The organism is Microbacterium sp. NPDC087591, from assembly GCF_044743625.1.
Taxonomy (GTDB): domain Bacteria; phylum Actinomycetota; class Actinomycetes; order Actinomycetales; family Microbacteriaceae; genus Microbacterium.
In genome coordinates this window covers 357341-373439 of the sequence record NZ_JBIUWU010000001.1, presented here as the reverse complement: position 1 = coordinate 373439, position 16099 = coordinate 357341, and the positions used below count along the sequence as shown (strand labels likewise).

The 16099-nt window shown below is 69.6% G+C and carries 17 protein-coding genes and 1 tRNA gene; 12 read left to right on the top strand and 6 right to left on the bottom strand.

Annotation, left to right across the window (positions count from 1 at the left end; all coding sequences use genetic code 11):
• Positions 1–19: 19 nt before the first annotated feature.
• The 6 genes from ACIOVG_RS01775 to ACIOVG_RS01750 all read left to right on the top strand — a co-directional run bounded on the left by ACIOVG_RS01775 (position 20) and on the right by ACIOVG_RS01750 (position 5850).
• Entirely contained in the window at positions 20–508 is a 489-nt protein-coding gene (locus tag ACIOVG_RS01775) for a septum formation initiator family protein (RefSeq protein ID WP_400868451.1), read from the top strand.
• 47 nt (positions 509–555) lie between these two features.
• Positions 556–1092, top strand: coding sequence for a DUF501 domain-containing protein (locus ACIOVG_RS01770; protein WP_400868449.1), 537 nt, complete (start codon positions 556–558; stop codon positions 1090–1092).
• Positions 1089–2384, top strand: a complete 1296-nt coding sequence (locus ACIOVG_RS01765; RefSeq protein WP_400868447.1) for a S8 family peptidase — start codon at positions 1089–1091, stop codon at positions 2382–2384. The genes ACIOVG_RS01770 and ACIOVG_RS01765 overlap by 4 nt, the downstream gene beginning before the upstream one ends.
• Before the next feature lie 20 nt (positions 2385–2404).
• Entirely contained in the window at positions 2405–3925 is a 1521-nt protein-coding gene (locus ACIOVG_RS01760) for an NAD(P)/FAD-dependent oxidoreductase (protein ID WP_400868445.1), read from the top strand.
• A gap of 289 nt (positions 3926–4214) precedes the next feature.
• Positions 4215–5078: a cation-transporting ATPase gene (locus ACIOVG_RS01755; protein WP_400868443.1), complete on the top strand. Its 864-nt coding sequence runs from the start codon at positions 4215–4217 to the stop codon at positions 5076–5078.
• A 70-nt stretch (positions 5079–5148) separates the two neighbouring features.
• Positions 5149–5850, top strand: a complete 702-nt coding sequence (locus ACIOVG_RS01750) for a DedA family protein (RefSeq protein WP_400868441.1) — start codon at positions 5149–5151, stop codon at positions 5848–5850.
• Positions 5851–5853: 3 nt separating this feature from the next.
• Here the strand turns inward: ACIOVG_RS01750 and ACIOVG_RS01745 are convergent.
• Positions 5854–5926, bottom strand: a tRNA-Leu gene (locus ACIOVG_RS01745).
• A gap of 91 nt (positions 5927–6017) precedes the next feature.
• Here ACIOVG_RS01745 and ACIOVG_RS01740 point away from each other — a divergent pair.
• The 3 genes from ACIOVG_RS01740 to ACIOVG_RS01730 all read left to right on the top strand — a co-directional run bounded on the left by ACIOVG_RS01740 (position 6018) and on the right by ACIOVG_RS01730 (position 9233).
• Positions 6018–7265 carry an amino acid deaminase/aldolase gene (locus ACIOVG_RS01740; protein ID WP_400868439.1) on the top strand — a complete coding sequence of 416 codons (1248 nt, stop codon included), beginning with the start codon at positions 6018–6020 and terminating at the stop codon, positions 7263–7265.
• Positions 7262–8575, top strand: a complete 1314-nt coding sequence (locus ACIOVG_RS01735; protein WP_400868437.1) for a D-arabinono-1,4-lactone oxidase — start codon at positions 7262–7264, stop codon at positions 8573–8575. The genes ACIOVG_RS01740 and ACIOVG_RS01735 overlap by 4 nt, the downstream gene beginning before the upstream one ends.
• 91 nt (positions 8576–8666) lie before the next feature.
• Entirely contained in the window at positions 8667–9233 is a 567-nt protein-coding gene (locus ACIOVG_RS01730) for a LemA family protein (RefSeq protein ID WP_141872626.1), read from the top strand.
• 15 nt (positions 9234–9248) lie between these two features.
• Here the strand turns inward: ACIOVG_RS01730 and ACIOVG_RS01725 are convergent, their stop codons facing one another.
• Together ACIOVG_RS01725 and ACIOVG_RS01720 are read right to left on the bottom strand one after the other, a co-directional pair.
• Positions 9249–10151, bottom strand: a complete 903-nt coding sequence (locus tag ACIOVG_RS01725) for a hypothetical protein (protein WP_400868435.1) — start codon at positions 10149–10151, stop codon at positions 9249–9251.
• Entirely contained in the window at positions 10148–11407 is a 1260-nt protein-coding gene (locus ACIOVG_RS01720) for a winged helix-turn-helix domain-containing protein (protein ID WP_400868433.1), read from the bottom strand. The genes ACIOVG_RS01725 and ACIOVG_RS01720 overlap by 4 nt, the downstream gene beginning before the upstream one ends.
• A 76-nt stretch (positions 11408–11483) precedes the next feature.
• Between ACIOVG_RS01720 and ACIOVG_RS01715 the strand changes: the two genes are divergently transcribed.
• Entirely contained in the window at positions 11484–12680 is a 1197-nt protein-coding gene (locus tag ACIOVG_RS01715) for an AI-2E family transporter (protein WP_400868431.1), read from the top strand.
• Complete coding sequence (gene ilvA, locus ACIOVG_RS01710) at positions 12677–13906, top strand: threonine ammonia-lyase (RefSeq protein WP_400868429.1); 1230 nt, start codon at positions 12677–12679, stop codon at positions 13904–13906. Before ACIOVG_RS01715 ends, ilvA begins: the two co-directional genes overlap by 4 nt.
• 73 nt (positions 13907–13979) lie before the next feature.
• On the opposite strand, the gene greA is transcribed toward ilvA, so the two are convergent.
• Together greA and ACIOVG_RS01700 are read right to left on the bottom strand one after the other, a co-directional pair.
• A complete protein-coding gene (greA, locus tag ACIOVG_RS01705) occupies positions 13980–14468 on the bottom strand; it encodes a transcription elongation factor GreA (protein WP_247629568.1) in 489 nt (162 codons plus the stop codon).
• Positions 14469–14565: 97 nt separating this feature from the next.
• Positions 14566–14952, bottom strand: a complete 387-nt coding sequence (locus ACIOVG_RS01700) for a DUF4307 domain-containing protein (RefSeq protein WP_400868426.1) — start codon at positions 14950–14952, stop codon at positions 14566–14568.
• A gap of 68 nt (positions 14953–15020) precedes the next feature.
• Here ACIOVG_RS01700 and ACIOVG_RS01695 point away from each other — a divergent pair, with 68 nt between their 5' ends.
• Positions 15021–15305, top strand: coding sequence for a hypothetical protein (locus ACIOVG_RS01695; RefSeq protein WP_400868424.1), 285 nt, complete (start codon positions 15021–15023; stop codon positions 15303–15305).
• 23 nt (positions 15306–15328) lie between these two features.
• Here ACIOVG_RS01695 and ACIOVG_RS01690 read toward each other — a convergent pair whose 3' ends face one another.
• The gene (locus tag ACIOVG_RS01690; RefSeq protein WP_400868422.1) at positions 15329–16099 is read right to left on the bottom strand and encodes an SDR family oxidoreductase; all 771 of its coding nucleotides are present in this window, start codon (positions 16097–16099) and stop codon (positions 15329–15331) included.

Genomic DNA, 16099 nt, shown 5'->3' with positions numbered 1-16099 from the left:
GTCTCCGGCGAAGTCACCGGTGGCACCCGCAGCCGTGCGGAAGCCTCGGACGCGGACGACATCGGCCGAGACCCCTCGTGTCGACGTGCGGGAATGGGCATCCGGCATCCGCCTCTCGGCGTTCTCGGCCATCATGCTCTCGCTGGTCGTTCTCGGCGCCTGGGTGCTCGTGCCGACGCTGGGCACGTTCATCGATCAGCGTCAGAAGATCGCGGCCCTCGAAGCGTCCGTCCAGGTGAGCGAGGATCAGATCGTCGCCCTCGAGCAGGAGCGCGAGCGGTGGCAGGATCCGGCGTACATCACCACCCAGGCGCGTGAGCGTCTGTACTACGTCAAGCCCGGCGAGGTCGTGTACCTCATCGACAACGATCTCGACCCCGCGGCGCTCCCGCGGGAGCAGGACCCGGTGAGCGACACGCTCGAGGAGAAGCCCGCCGACTGGATGCCGCAGTTGCTGCGAACCCTCACCTCTGCGGGGCTCAGCGACACCGCCGCGGTCGCGCGCTGACCGCGCGCTCGGAGCATCCTCCCGGCAGCCTCCCCTACGCTGGAGGGGTGACCACGCCGCCATTCCCCGCCCCGACCTCCGCCGAGCTCGCCGTCGTGTCCGCTCAGCTCGGACGCACGGCCCGTGGTGTCGTCGGCATCGCCGCGCGGTGCGTGTGCGGGAACCCGACCGTGGTCGCGACGACCCCGCGCCTGCCGGACGGTACGCCGTTCCCCACGTTCTACTACCTGACCCATCCGGCGGCCACGGCTGCGATGTCGACGCTCGAGGCCACCCAGGTCATGCCGGAGCTCGCCGCGCTGCTCGCCGATGACGAGTCGGTGGCGGCGGCATATCTGGCGGCGCACCAGGCCTACCTCGCCGATCGTGCGCAGTTCGGCGACGTCCCCGAGATCGACGGCATCTCCGCGGGTGGCATGCCGACCCGGGTGAAGTGCCTGCATGCACTCGCCGGCCACGCCCTCGCCGCGGGCCCTGGCGTGAACCCGATCGGCGACGAGGCGCTCGCGCGCTCGTCCTGGTCTCCGGAACGGTGCCGTTGCGACGACCCCGGTGCCGCCACGCGCGACGAGCCGGACGCATGACCCGGCGGCGGATGCTGCGCAGCGTCGTCGCCATCGCGGCGGTGACGGCATCCGTGCTGCTGCTCGGGGCGACGGCGACGCCGGGACCGGTTCCGGACGACCCGAGCGACCCGGTGCGCGCCTCGGAGTACTGGCTCGACGGTGCCCGCATCCGTGAGGCATGGCAGACGACCCGCGGCGCCGGTGTCACGATCGCCGTGATCGACACGGGTATCGGCATCGTTCCGGCGACCTTCGGCGACGCGGTCGTCGGCGGGACCGACGTCTCCGGCGCGGGAACGCCGGACGGCCGTACTCCGCTCGGAGCGATCGACGGCAACCACGGCTCCTGGGTGGCGTCGCTCGCCGCCGGACGCGGTGCGCCCGACGGCACCGGCATGATCGGGGTGGCACCGGAGGCGAACCTGCTCTCGATCTCGGTCGGCTTCGGTTCGGCTGCTGCCGTCCCCTTCACCGAGCAGGTGGCGAAGGGCATGCGCTGGGCCGTCGACAACGGCGCCGACGTGATCAACCTCTCCTTCACCACCAACACGCTCGACTGGGATGAGAGCTGGGACGACGCGTTCCTCTACGCCTTCGACCACGACGTCGTGGTGGTCGTCGCGGCCGGCAACCGGGGGAGCGGCACGAGCATCATCGGAGCTCCCGCGACGATTCCCGGGGTTCTCACCGTCGGCGGCGTCGACCAGACCGGAACCGCGAGCGTCGAGGCATCGACGCAGGGCATCACGATCGGCATCTCCGCTCCCAGCGAGGGACTGCTGGGGATGTCGGCGGACGGCAAGCTCGCCCGGTGGAACGGCACCAGCGGTGCGGCGCCGATCGTCGCGGGCATCGCGGCACTCATCCGCTCAGCGCACCCCGACATCAAGGCGATTGACGTCATCAACCGCATCATCAAGACGGCCATCCCGGTGGACGGTGCCGAGAAGCCCAGCGATCCGCTCTACGGTTACGGGCTGGTCGATGCCGCCGCCGCGATCGATGCGAACCTCCCCGCCGTCGAGACGAATCCGATGGGAGACCTGGCCGAATGGGTCCGGCTCTTCCGTCGCGCGGAGGCCGAACCACAGACCGAAGCCCCCGTCACGCCGGTGGAGATCCCGCCTCTGCCGGACGCCGACGCGCCGACCGAACCCGGTTCACCGCTGCTTCCCAGTGCTGATTCATTGCGCTACGGTACCCTCCCGCTCGTCGCGCTCACAGTCCCTGGTATCCTGATAGCGCTTGGCGTCACCGCTGCTGCCCGGCGCATCCGATCGGCGCGCTCTCTTCGTGCGCCAAAACCCTGACTCCAAGGAGTTGTCCCCCTGTGCCCAAGATTCTGATTGTCGGTGGCGGCTACGCCGGTTTCTACACCGCATGGAAGCTCGAGAAGCACCTCCGCAAGGGTGAGGCCGAGGTCACCATGGTGGACCCGCTGCCGTACATGACGTACCAGCCCTTCCTTCCCGAGGTCGCCGCCGGCTCGATCGAGGCTCGCCACTCCGTGGTCGCCCACCGTCGTCACCTCAAGCGCACCAACGTGCTCACGGCGAAGGTGACCAACATCAACCACGCCGAGAAGACGGCGACGATCACCCCGCCCGTGGGTGACCCCTACGAGTTCGCGTATGACCAGATCGTCGTGACCGCCGGTGCGGTCTCGCGCACGTTCCCGATCCCGGGCATCGCCGACAACGCCATCGGTCTGAAGACGATCGAAGAGGCCGTCGCGATCCGCGACCGCGTCATGTCGAACTTCGACAAGGCCGCATCGCTGCCCGCCGGTCCGGAGCGCGACCGTCTGCTCACGGTCGTCGTCGTCGGTGGTGGCTTCGCCGGCATCGAGGTGTTCGCCGAGCTCCGCTCGCTGGCCTCCTCGCTGGTGGGCAAGTACCCGCAGCTGCGCTTCGAGGACACGCACTTCCACCTCATCGAGGCGATGGGCCGCATCATGCCCGAGGTCTCGCTGCAGACGAGCGAGTGGGTGCTCAAGGACCTCGCCAAGCGCGGTGCCAACGTGCACCTCGACACGCAGCTCACCAGCGCGGTCGACGGCAACGTCGAGCTCTCGACGGGCGAGGTCATCCCGACCGACGTCATCGTCTGGACCGCCGGTGTCATGGCCAACCCGACCGTCGTGCGCGGCGGAGACCTTCCGGTCGAGGAGCGCGGTCGCATCCAGACTCGCGCCGACCTGCGCGTCGGAACCCCGGAGGCCTTCGTCGAGGGCGCCTGGGCCGCAGGTGACGTCTCGGCCGTCCCTGACCTGTCCGGTGGCGGCGTCGGCGGCTTCTGCGTGCCGAACGCCCAGCACGCCGTGCGTCAGGCGAAGCTGCTCGCGAAGAACCTCGTCGCTGTGCTCCGTGGGGAGAACCCCAAGGAGTACTTCCACAAGAACCTGGGCGCTGTGGCCGGTCTCGGCCTGTACAACGGCGTCTTCCAGTCCGGGAAGATCGCGCTCAAGGGCTTCGTCGCCTGGGTCGCGCACCGTGGATACCACGGCCTCGCGATGCCCACGTGGGAGCGCAAGTTCCGCGTGATCTGGGGCTGGTGGAACAACCTGTGGCTCGGCCGCGACCTCGTCAACCTCGAGACGGTGCAGAACCCGCGCTACGTGTTCGAGGAGTTCGCCGCCCGTCCGCGTCCGGCCGCTGACGCTGCTCCCGCCGCTGCCCCGGCCGCTGCGAAGGCTCCGGCTGCGAAGAAGACTCCCGCAGCCAAGGCGTCTGCTGCCGACAAGGCTGCCGCCGACACGGCCGAGGTCGCCGAGAAGGCACCGGCCAAGAAGGCTCCTGCGAAGAAGGCTCCTGCCAAGAAGCCCGTCGCCGAGAAGGCTGCCGCCAAGTAATCCGTAGCGTCTCACATCGGAAGGCCCTCCCCGCGCGGGGAGGGCCTTTCGCGTTCCCGCGCGCTCGGAGCAGATGCATAACTCCGCCCGATAGTCTCGGCCGAGCAAGGGGAGTACTCCCGTCTGCGGCGCAGTCGTCACTACGGACATGTCATCGTGTCCCGGCCCGCCGGCCCGCGAGGGTGGAGGAGACCTTGGCGTCCGCCTGGCGGACTGCCGTGGTACCCCTGCCGTCGTCCTGACGTGGTGGCTCCCCGCCGGTCCGCTTCGCTCCACGAAGGGATCGTCCATGGGAAAGCTCTCCCGTCTCCTCGGCCTGGCCACGGAGGCCCTCGACAAGTCCACCGGTTCGTCGCGTGCTCAGGGTGGAGGGGCAGCCCGGTCGACCGACTGGGGTGATCTCGGGCGTCGCGCGGCCGATGTCGTGCGGGGGTCGTCCGCGTCGTCGCCCCGTCCGGAGGCGCCGCAGGAGGCGCGTCCGACGTCAACAGACCCGTACTCGCCTCCGCCTGCCGCCGGATCGATGGCGGACGCGGAGCGGGCGAGCGCCAGTGCGTCGGTGTCTGCGGCGGATCGCGCGGCGATCGCTCGCTACGACTACCTTCTGCGCACGGCCGACCCCGAGCAGGTCGAGCGGATCCATCGCGACGCCTTCGCGCGGTTGACTCCGCAGCAGCGGGAGCACGTGGCTGCGAGGATGCGTGAGGAGCTCCCACCGGGCGAGCGTCCGTACTCCTCGTCGTCGGAGGACCTGGCGCGCGCTGCCGGACGTTCGGAAGCCATGAACCCCGGACGCATGCGTGGGCTCCTCTCGCGGGTGCGCGGCGGCGGCGCCGGCGGGGCGATGCTCGCGGGAGGCGCCGCCGTCGGTGTGCTCGGTGCGGTCGCCGGTGGAGCCGTGCTCAGCGCCGTCGCCGGCCCGCTCCTGGAGCAGGCGGCGGGCTTCGGAGTCGACTTCGAATCGCTCGCTGCCGGCCTGGACGTCGAGGCACTGGCCGGCGGGGTCGATGTCGAGTCGCTCACGGGCGGCGCCGAGGACCTGGCTGGCTCCGTCGGCGAGACGGTGTCGGGACTCGGCGAGACGGCCTCCGGCTGGGGGGAGCAGCTGGGCAACCTCGGCATTCCCGGAATCGGTGACCTGTTCGGCCGATGATCGCCTGAACGCCGGACTCAGCCGCGTCTTCTACGATGTCCGCACAGCCCCTGACAGAGACGAGCCCTTCATGAGCCCCGCCGCTGCCGTCGCGACAGCCGCCGAACACGGTTTCACCGGACTGACCGGATTCGCCGCCGATGTCCTCACCGCCCTCGGAGACATCGGCGTCGGCCTGCTGGTGTTCATCGAGGTGCTGATCCCGCCCATTCCGAGCGAGGTGATCCTGCCGTTCGCCGGGTACCTGAGCCAGAGCGGCGAGCTGCACCTCGGCTGGCTCATCTTCTGGAGCACACTCGCCTCGTGGGTCGGCGCGCTGCTGCTCTACGGGCTGGGACGCGCCATCGGGATGGAGCGGGCCGTGCGGTTCCTGGCGGCCACCCGGCTGGTCAGCAGGTCCGACCTCGACCGAGGGGCGCACTGGTTCGCGCGCAGCGGCGGGTGGACGGTGCTGGCCGGACGGATGGTGCCCGGCGTGCGGAGCCTGATCTCGATACCGGCCGGTGCCTCGCGCATGGGCCTGGTGCGCTTCAGCGTCTACACGGTCATCGGCAGCGGCCTCTGGAACGCGATGCTCATCGGCGTCGGAGCCGCGCTCGGCACGCAGCACGAGAAGCTCGAGAGCTACCTCGGCTATCTCGACTACGTCGTGTACACGGCGATAGCCGTGGCGCTCGTCGTGCTGGTCATCCGGCGCTTCCGTGAATCGCGCGTGCCGAGGTCGCTCGCGGCGCGTGCCGACGCCGCCGCGATCGACGCCGCGGGAGACTGAGAGTACCCCCGGTCGGACTCGAACCGACACTGAAGCGATTTTAAGTCGCCTGCCTCTGCCATTGGGCTACGGGGGCGTGGTCCTCGCCAGCCTATCGGGGCAGGCGTCGCTGCTACGGGGTGTCGTGAGACGTGATCCTGAGTACGGTCAGGCCGTAGGGTGGGGGAGTGCTCGATCTCACCGATGAACTGAGCCCCGTCGAGGGCACCCTCGCTGTCGCCCCGGAGTGGGAGGATCCCGCTCGGTATTGGCCGCGACTCTCCGCCGCGACCGGCCATCTTCCCGCCCCGGTTGCGGTGATCGATCGGGAGGCGCTGCGCTACAACGCGATGGATCTGCTGGTCCGCTCGGGTGGGCTCCCCATCCGTGTGGCCTCCAAGTCGGTTCGCGTGCGGGCGGTGCTGGATGCGGTGCTGCGACTGCCGGGATACCGCGGCATCCTCGCCTTCACGCTCGCCGAAGCGCTCTGGCTCGCCGAAGACCATGACGACATCATGCTGGGGTATCCCACCGTCGACCGCGCCGGTCTCGCGCAGCTCTTCGCGGATGAGCACGCCGCACAGCGCATCACGCTCATGATCGACGACCCCGTGCATCTCGACGTCATCGACAGCGTGGCAGGTCCGGGGGAGCGCCCGGAGATCCGGGTCGCGATCGATGTGGACGCCTCCTGGCGTTCGGCTGTCCTCGGACACATCGGTGTGCGTCGCTCCGCGCTGTTCAGCGCGGGCGAGGTCGTCGCCTTCGCCCGCAAGGTCGTCGCGCGACCGGGCTTCCGTCTCGTGGGTCTGCAGATGTACGACGCGCAGATCGCCGGTCAGGGGGACGACGCCGGACCGGATGCCCCCCTGATCCGCCTCGTGCAGGCACGGTCCCGCGCGGAACTGCGGGAGCGGCGGGCGGCCATCGTCGAGGCGGTGAGCGGCGTCGCAGCGCTGGAGATCATCAACGGCGGCGGCACGGGCTCGCTCGAGTTCACCGGCAGTGACGAGTCCCTGACCGAGGCCAGCGCCGGAAGCGGTCTGCTCGGCGGTCACCTGTTCGACGGCTATCGCTCGTTCCAGCCGGCGCCCGCCTCGGCGTTCGCGTTCGACGTCGTCCGACGCCCTGCCGCCGACATCGCGACCGTGCTCGGCGGTGGATGGATCGCCTCAGGACCTCCCGTGGCCTCGCGGCAGCCTCTGCCCGCGTGGCCGCAGGGCTTGCACACCCTGCCGCGCGAGGCGGCCGGCGAAGTGCAGACTCCGCTCCAGGGCAAGGCCGCGTCCAGCCTGGGCGTAGGTGATCGGGTCTGGTTCCGGCACTCCAAGAGCGGCGAGCCGGCCGAGCGCATCGAGCAGTATCACCTGGTGTCGGGCGACGAGGTCATCGATGAGCTGCCCACGTATCGCGGTGAGGGAAAGGCGTTCCTGTGACGAGGATCGGCGGGACGTGGCAGAACTGGGGGCGTTCGGCATCGGTCCGACCGGTGCGGGTTGAGCGGCCGAGAAGCCCGGAGGGGGTGCAGCGCGCCGTCGTGGCCGCCGCATCCCAGGGACTCGCCATCAAGGCGGTCGGCGCCGGGCACAGCTTCACCGGGATCGCTGTCGCTCCCGGGGTCCTGCTCGAGCTCGACGACCTGCAGGGGCTGGTCGCGGCAGATGCCGCCACCGGCCGGGTGACGCTCCTCGCCGGCACGAGGCTGCACCGCATCCCCGGACTGCTGGCCCCCTACGGTCTCGCGATGCAGAACCTCGGGGACATCGATCGTCAGTCGATCTCGGGCGCGATTTCCACGGGCACCCACGGGACAGGCGCCGGCTACGGCGGTCTGGCGGCTCAGGTCGTCGGCATCACCCTGGTCACTGCAGCGGGCGAGTTCCTGCGCATCGATGAGGTGCAGAACAGCGAGCTGCTGCCGGCTGTCGCACTCGGCCTCGGCGCGCTCGGGATCATCGTGGAGGTGACGCTGCAGTGCGTGCCCGCGTTCGTCATGCACGCGATCGACGAGCCCGCCCCTCTGGACGACGTGCTCGCGACGCTCGACGAGAGGGTGGCGGCGTCCGATCACTTCGAGTTCTACTGGTTCCCGCACACTGACGTCGCTCTCACCAAGCGGCAGACACGACTCCCGGAGTCCACGGTGCGGCAGCCGCTCCCGATCGTCGGAAAGTGGATCGACGAGACGTTGCTCTCCAACGGCGTGTACCGGGTGGTGTGCGCCGCGGGACAGGTGGTGCCCGCCGTGACGCCGCCGTTCAGCCGTCTGGCGGTCAGGCTCACGGGAAACCGCGAGTACACCGATCTGTCGAACCGGGTGCTGACGCAGAGTCGCACCGTGCGCTTCCGGGAGATGGAGTACGCGCTGCCTGCGGAGAACGTCGTGTCGGCGTTCCGCGCTGTGCAGGCGCTGATCGCGCAGCGCGGCTGGCGGATCGAGTTCCCGATCGAGGTGCGGTTCGCCGCCGAGGACGACCGGTGGCTCTCGACCGCGCACGGCCGCGCATCGGGGTACATCGCCGTGCACCGCTACTGGCGTGCCGACCCCACGGTGTACTTCGAAGCCGTGGAGGAGATCATGCTCGCGCACGGCGGTCGCCCGCACTGGGGCAAGCTCCACACGCTCGATGCCGAGCAGCTCCGAGGGCGTTACCCGCGGTTCGACGACTTCCTCGCGCTCCGGGACCGGCTCGATCCGGAGCGCCGCTTCGGCAACCGCTATCTCGAACGTGTGCTTGGAGCCTGAGGCGGATTCACAGCCGCGGCGAGCACTGCGCCCAGTACACGTGCAGACAGCGCCGATAGGATGAGACAAACCGAGGAAGGGTGGGCCTCTGATGGAATGGCTTGTGCCAGTACTGATCGTCGTGGGCGTGATTCTGCTGGTCGGGATCTATCTGTGGGCGACGTACAACTCGCTGGTGCAGCTGAACGTCAGAGTCGACGAAGCGTGGAGCGGCATCACGGTGCAGCTGAAGCGAAGAGCCGACCTCATCCCCAACCTCATCGAGACGGTCAAGGGATATGCGTCGCACGAGAAGGCCGTGTTCGAGAACGTCACCCGAGCGCGGGCCGAGACTCTGAATGCCGGCAGCCCGGGTGCCGCCGGCATCGCCGAAGGACACCTGCAGCAGGCGCTGCGGAGCCTGTTCGCGGTCGCTGAGGCGTACCCGCAGCTGCAGGCCAGCCAGAACTTCCTCCAGGTGCAGCAGGCTCTGGTCGACACCGAGGACAAGATCCAGGCGGCCCGTCGCTTCTACAACGGCGGCGTGCGAGAGCTGAACACCAAGATCAAGGTGTTCCCCAACAACCTGTTCGCCAAGGGTCTCGGCTTCACCGAGCGGGAGTTCTTCGAGGTCGCCGACAGCGGTGCGATCTCGGAGCCGCCGCGCGTCCAGTTCTGACCACGACGGCCTGCGTCACCACGGCGAGAGGACGACGCTCGTCTCGGTGAACGAGGCATCTCCGCGCAGAAGCCACGACTCGGTGCGGTAGGTCGTCGTGCGGGGGGTGCCGTCCTGCCCGGTGCCGGTGACGGTCGCGATCAGGACCCCGTCCTCCGCGTCGAATCCCGTCGGGGTGAGCGTGAGGGACGGCGGGGTCTCGATGCGGTAGCGGATGTCGCTGACCGCGCGGAACTCCGTGCCCCAGGGGATGCGGATACCGCACCCGGAGGGGACGTCGGCCCCACCGGTCGTGCACTCTGCGAGGTGCTCGTCCAACGCGGTCTGAGCCGCCTCCGTCGCCTCGGGGAGCAGAGCCGCATCGAGCGACACCGCCGCCGACTCCCCGGGCAGCACGATCACGTCCGCCTGACCCGAGAGAAGGTCGCGGGGTGCCGGGGTGACCGTGTAGACCGCCGGGAATAGGGCGACCTTCTCGCCGATCGCGAAGGTCGCGTCGCCGATCCTGACGAAGGACCCCGCCGTCGTATCGGCGCGCAGGGATCCGAGGCCGGCGGCGTCGATGCGCCAGCTGCCCTCGACCTGCGACAGCGGCAGCGACGCGGTGTGCCTCTCGCCGGCGAGCACGAAGGCGACCTCCGCTGTCGCGGTGTCACCGCTCTGCTCCACCGCGGTCGTCGTCACATCCCCGATGCGCTCGTCCGCGGCGGCGAATGCTGTCAGGGCGGTCTCCGGCGCCGCTGTACTCACGGCGGCGAGGGCGGCAGCATCTCCGGACTCGAGCGCGCGCAGGTACGAGAGCGCCGTGTCCTCTGCCGACGCAGGACGACTCGACACCTGCCAGATCCACAGTCCGGCCCCGATGAGCAGCACCAGCCCGATCAGACCGGTGAGCACCCGCACGCCGCGCCGGGTCATCCGGTCTGCTCCCTGGCGTGCGCGTGCCGGCGCACGGATGCCGCGGCACCGCCGACGAGGGCGGAGTGGACAGCGTCCGCGGCGTCGCCCCAGCCCGACACCGACACGTGTTCCAGGCCCTGCCAGCTGGCAGCGAGCGCGATCTCCTGCGCCATCCGCTCCGCATCCTCCGGCCGCGACTGCGGCTCCCACCACGCCGACTGCACCTGAAGGGTCGACGCCGCGCGGTCCGCCTTGAGGTCGACCCTGGCCACGATCCGGTCGCCCACGAGCACGGGGAGGGAGTAGTAGCCGTAGCGGCGCTTCTCGGCCGGCACGTAGATCTCGATGCGGTAATCGAGGTCGAAGGCGCGCAGAGCGCGGTCGCGGAACCAGACCACCGGATCGAAGGGGGTGAGCACGGCGGCCGCGTCGACCCGGCGGGGGAGCACGGCGTCGCGGTGGCGCCAGGCGGGCAGCGGGCGCCCGCCGCGGTCCCACCCCCGCACCCGAACGGGAAGCAGCTCTCCGGACGCCGTGAGGTCCGCGATCGCCTGCGTGACCGCCGCTCGATCGCGGATCCGGTAGTAGTCGGCGAGATCGGACTGCGTTGCCACGCCGGACGAGCGGGCAGCACGACCGATCAGCGTGCGGATCGCCTCATCGCGCGGGATGTCCTGCAGCAGAATGCGCTCCGGGATCACCTGCTCGGCGAGTGCGTACGTGCGCTCGAAACCCCTGCGTCCGCTGATCGCCACGTCGCCGGTGCGCCAGAGGTGCTCCAGAGCGAGCTTGACGTCATCCCAGTCCCACCACGTGCCGCGTTCGCGCGGGGCGTCTGCACGGAGGTCGACGGGGCGGAGAGGTCCGCGCGTGCGCAGCTCGTCCTGCACCCACTGCACGGTGCGGGCGTTGCCGCTCATCCAGGAGTCCTCCGACGACCACCGGCGGCGGAAGTCGTCCATCCGGAACCGCCAGAGCGGCCAGTCGTCGATCGGGATGAAGGTGGCTTCATGAGCCAGGTACTCCACGTAATGGGTCGTGCGCGACAGGAAGACCCTGTCGAGGAGTGCGGGATCGTAGGCTCCCAGCCGCGACAGCAGAGGGAGGTAGTGCGAACGGGCGAACACGTTCACCGAGTCGATCTGGAGCACCCCGATGCGGTCCATCAGGCGATGGATGTGCGCGGCGGTGACCGAGCGCGGACGTGCGCGCGTGAAGCCTTGAGCGGCCAGCGCCATCCGTCGCGCCTGGGCGGGACTGAGAGTGTCTGTCACGCCGTCAGCGTATCGCCGGCCGACGACATCCGACTCGCGGCGACGAGCGCTCCCGTGATCGCCGTAGACTTGGGCGATGAGCGACGAGCAGCGGCCCAGGCTGAGGGATCTCTTCCGTCCGCGCCCGGTCACGACAGACCGCACGGTGACGACCGAAGCCGACGAGGCGGTGCCGATCACTCTGCGGGTCGCCGCGGGCTATGCCTGGCGGCTTCTGCTGATCGCCGCGGCCATCGGCGTGTTCATCTGGCTGGTCATGCTGCTCAAGCTGCTCGTGATCCCGCTCATGGTGGGCATCCTCATCACGGCTCTGCTGTGGCCGGCATTCGACTGGATGCTGCGTCACCGGTTCCCGCGGTGGCTGGCCATCCTGGTGTCGCTGCTGGGCACAGCCGCCATCGTCGGCGGACTCCTCTGGCTCGTCATCTGGCAGGTGCGCGTCCAGCTGCCCGACGTGCAGAAGAGCTCGGCTGCGGCGTTCGACGAGTTCCAGGTGTGGCTCCACGACGGACCGCTCAACCTGTCGGACACGCAGATCGCGAACTACCTCCAGCAGGGCCTCGACATGCTCAACGAGCAGGCGCAGGTGCTGTGGTCCGGTGCGCTCGCGATCGGCACGACGGTCGGCCACGTGGCAACCGGTGCCGTGCTCGCCCTGTTCATCCTCATCTGCCTGCTCGCCGATGGTGCGGGCATCTGGCGCTGGACGCTCAAGCTGTTCCCGCGCAACGGACGCCAGGCGGTCGACGGCGCCGCGCGCAACGGCTGGAAGACCATCGTCAACTACGCCAGGACGCAGCTCTTCGTCGCCACGATCGACGCGGTCGGCATCGGCCTCGGCGCGTTCCTGCTGCAGGTGCCGCTCGCGCTGCCCGTGGCGGTGCTGGTGTTCCTCGGTTCGTTCATCCCGATCGTCGGTGCCGTCGTCACGGGTGCCTTCGCGGTGTTCCTCGCCCTCGTCTACAACGGTCCCTGGATCGCGCTGTGGATGCTCCTCGTCGTGCTCGCAGTGCAGCAGCTCGAAGGACACATCCTGCAGCCGATCCTGATGGGATCCGCCGTGAAGGTCCATCCGCTGGCCGTCGTCCTCGTCGTCGCGGGTGGCGCCATGATCGCCGGCATCCCCGGCGCGCTGTTCGCCGTGCCGTTGGCGGCGTTCGTCAACGTCGCTGCGGTGACGTTGAGCACCGGGTCGTGGCGCACGGGCGTCGACCCGAGCGGAGATCTGATCTGGAGCACAGTACCGCGTGAGCGGAGACGGAGGAATCAATGAGCGAAGTCCCCAGCCTGGCCGAGTTCGAGTACGCAGCTCAGAGTCTGGCTGAGGTGATCTCGCACACGCCGACGCTGCCGTCGCGGGCCCTCTCCGACATCCTCGGGGCGCCTGTCGTGCTGAAGATGGAGAATCTGCAGCGCACCGGGTCGTTCAAGATCCGCGGTGCGGCGTACCGGCTGTCCCGCCTGAGCGCCGAGGAGCGCGCGCGCGGTGTCGTGGCCGCGTCCGCCGGCAACCACGCGCAGGGCGTCGCGCTCGCGGCGCAGGAGCTGGGCATCTCGGCCACGATCTTCATGCCGCTGGGCGTTCCCGTGCCCAAACTGCTCGCCACGCGCGGTTACGGCGCCGATGTCGTGCTCGAGGGTGAGACGGTCGCGACCTCGCTCCGACTCGCCGCCGAGTTCGCCGAGCGCACCGGCGCGGTGCTCATCCCGCCGTTCGATCACCGCGATGTGGTGATCGGTCAGGGCACGCTCGGGCTCGAACTGCTGCAGGACGCCCCCGACGTCGAGACGATCGTGCTCGGCATCGGCGGGGGAGGACTCATCGCCGGGGTCGCCGCCGCCGTCAAGGCCCGCGCCGCCGAGCTGGGCCGCACGGTCCGCATCATCGGCGTGCAGGCGGAGAACGCCGCTGCCGTGCCGCCGTCCCTCCAGGCCGGGCACCCCGTCGACATCGTCACGCGTCCCACGATCGCGGACGGCATCCTCGTCGCGCGTCCCGGCGCGATCCCGTTCGACATCATCAAGGACCTCGTCGACGAGGTGGTCACCGTGTCGGATGACGATCTCGCCCGCGCCATCCTGGTGCTGCTCGAGCAGGCCAAGGTCGTCGTCGAGCCCGCCGGTGCGGCGGGCGTCGCGGCGATCCTCGCGGGCAAGGTGCCCGCGACGGGCAAGACCCTGGCGGTGCTGTCCGGCGGCAACATCGACCCGCTCCTGCTGCAGCGCGTCGTCTCGCACGGGCTCGCCGCCTCCGGTCGCTACCTCACGATCCGCATCCCGCTTCCCGACCGCCCAGGACAGCTGGCACGGGTGTCCGAGCTGATCGCTGCGGCCGGCGCCAACGTGATCGAGGCGATGCACACGCGGCACGGTCACGGACTGCAGATCAGCGACGTCATCCTCGAGCTCAGCGTCGAGACGCGCGGGCCAGAGCACTCCGAGCACACGCTCGACACGCTGCGTGCCGCCGGGTTCGAGCCCATCCTCGTCCCGGATTGAGCCGCGCGACCCCAGAGACGCAGAACGCCCCTCCGACCACGGCCGGAGGGGCGTTCTTCGTCTGCGTGCGGAATCAGCCGGTGTACGTCTCGACGTTCACGATCTCGACCGCGATCGAGCGGCCGTTCGGAGCCTCGTACGACGACTTCTCGCCGACCTTGAGCCCGAGGATGGCCTGGCCGAGCGGGCTCGCCTCGCTGTAGACGTCGAGGTCGCTGCCTGCCGCGATCTCTCGGCTGCCGAGCAGGAAGACCTCTTCGCCGCCGGCGACGACGGCCGTGACGACCGTGCCGGGCTCGACGATGCCGCGGCTGGCCGGAGCCTCGCCGACCTTCGCGGTCTTGAGCAGCCCCTCGAGCGTGCGGATGCGGGCCTCCTGCTTGCCCTGCTCGTCCTTCGCCGCGTGGTAGCCGCCGTTCTCCTTGAGGTCGCCTTCTTCGCGGGCGGCCTCGATGCGCTTGGCGATCTCCTCGCGACCGAAGGTGGACAGGTGCTCCAGCTCGGCGACGAGACGGTCGTACGCTTCCTGCGTGAGGAAGGGAACCTGAGCGTCGGTGGACATGACGAAGCTCCTTCTTTCGGTATCCCGGCCACGGACTGCGGGGGATATGCCAAGACGCCCCGGCACGGTGCCAGGGCGTCGTCTGTCTGCGAAGAGTCTAAGCGACCCAGCAGGTGTTCACCAAACCTGTGGTGGCCGCGGCGACGGTCGGCACGGTGGTGGAGACGGCCGTCGAATGGCTGTCTCCCGCGGCGATGTCGACCAGCTTCCAGCCGACGACGCCGAACTCCTCATCGAGAGCCTCGACGATGCACACCACGTCCTTGCCCTGCACTCCGGTCACCTGGAACCGGACGTCCACGGAATGCTCATCGACCAGGTCGAAGCCCAGATCGTCGGCGTCGACGGAGGACATCGATTGGTTCACGGTCATCCAGCTGAACGCTCCGACCACGAGTGCGGCGATGACGATTCCCACGATCCAGGGTCCCCGACGCTTCCGCGTGCGGCCGTATCGGTCGTCGAGCTGTGCTGCTGTCGTCACGGGAGGGGTCTTCCGGTCGTTAGGCTGGTACTTCCAGGTTATGCGACCTGCGCACGAAAGGCCGACACATGCTCGCTCTGACCGAGACCCCGATGCCGACGCCCACGATGACGGTGGCACCGGAGGCGGTCACCCCGGGGTTCGTCGGTTTCGCGGTGATCGTCTTCATCGTGATCGCGGTCATCCTGCTGATCTGGGACATGAACCGCCGTATCCGCAGGGTGCGCTATCGCGAAGAGGTGCGCGAGGAGCTCGACGCGGAGGAGGCCGCGCGCGCCGCCGACGAGGCCACTGAGACGGATGCCGACCTTCCGATCGTCCGTGAGGGCGACGACGGCGACGAGCGCACGTGACGCGACAGGCGTGACGATGCTGTTCAGTGCATCGTCATGCCTCCGGTGACGTTGAGTCCCTGCCCCGTCATGTAGCCGGCGAGATCGCTGGCCAGGAACAGGGCGACTCCGGCCACGTCCTGCGGGGTCCCCGTCCGTCCGAGCGGAACCTGGGAACGATCCTCTGCGGCGACCTCCTCGGCGGACATCCCACGGATGGCGCCGCCTTCGATGCGCTCGCGGTGCTTCATGGGCGTCTCGATGATCCCCGGGCAGATCGCGTTCACGAGGATGCCGCGCGGAGCCAGCTCGACCGCCATGCTCTTCGTCACCCCGAGCACCGCGTGCTTCGACGCCACGTATGCGGTCATCCCGCGATAGCCGTTCTTACCGGCCTGTGAGGCGATGAAGATGATCCGTCCCTTCCGATCGGCGGCGACGAGGCGCGTGGCCACGTGCTTGGCCACCAGGAACGAGCCCTTCGCGTTGACATCGAGGTTGCGATCCCACTCCTGCTCGGTGGTCTCCGTCGCGAAGGCCAGAGTCGAGGTCCCCGCGGCCGTCACGACGACGTCGACAGGGCCCACGTGCTCCTCGATCGCATCCAGTGCGGCGACGACGGCGTTCTCGTCCGACACGTCGAGACGCACCGTCCATTCCCGCTCCCGGCCCTCGTGCAGTCCTCCCTCTGCAGCGCTGAGGTCCGCTCCGATGACGGTCGACCCGGCCGCGAGGAAGGCATCGACGATGCCGGCCCCGATGCCGCTCGCCCCGCCGGTGACCAGGACCACGCGTCCGCGCAGCTCCTCGAACAC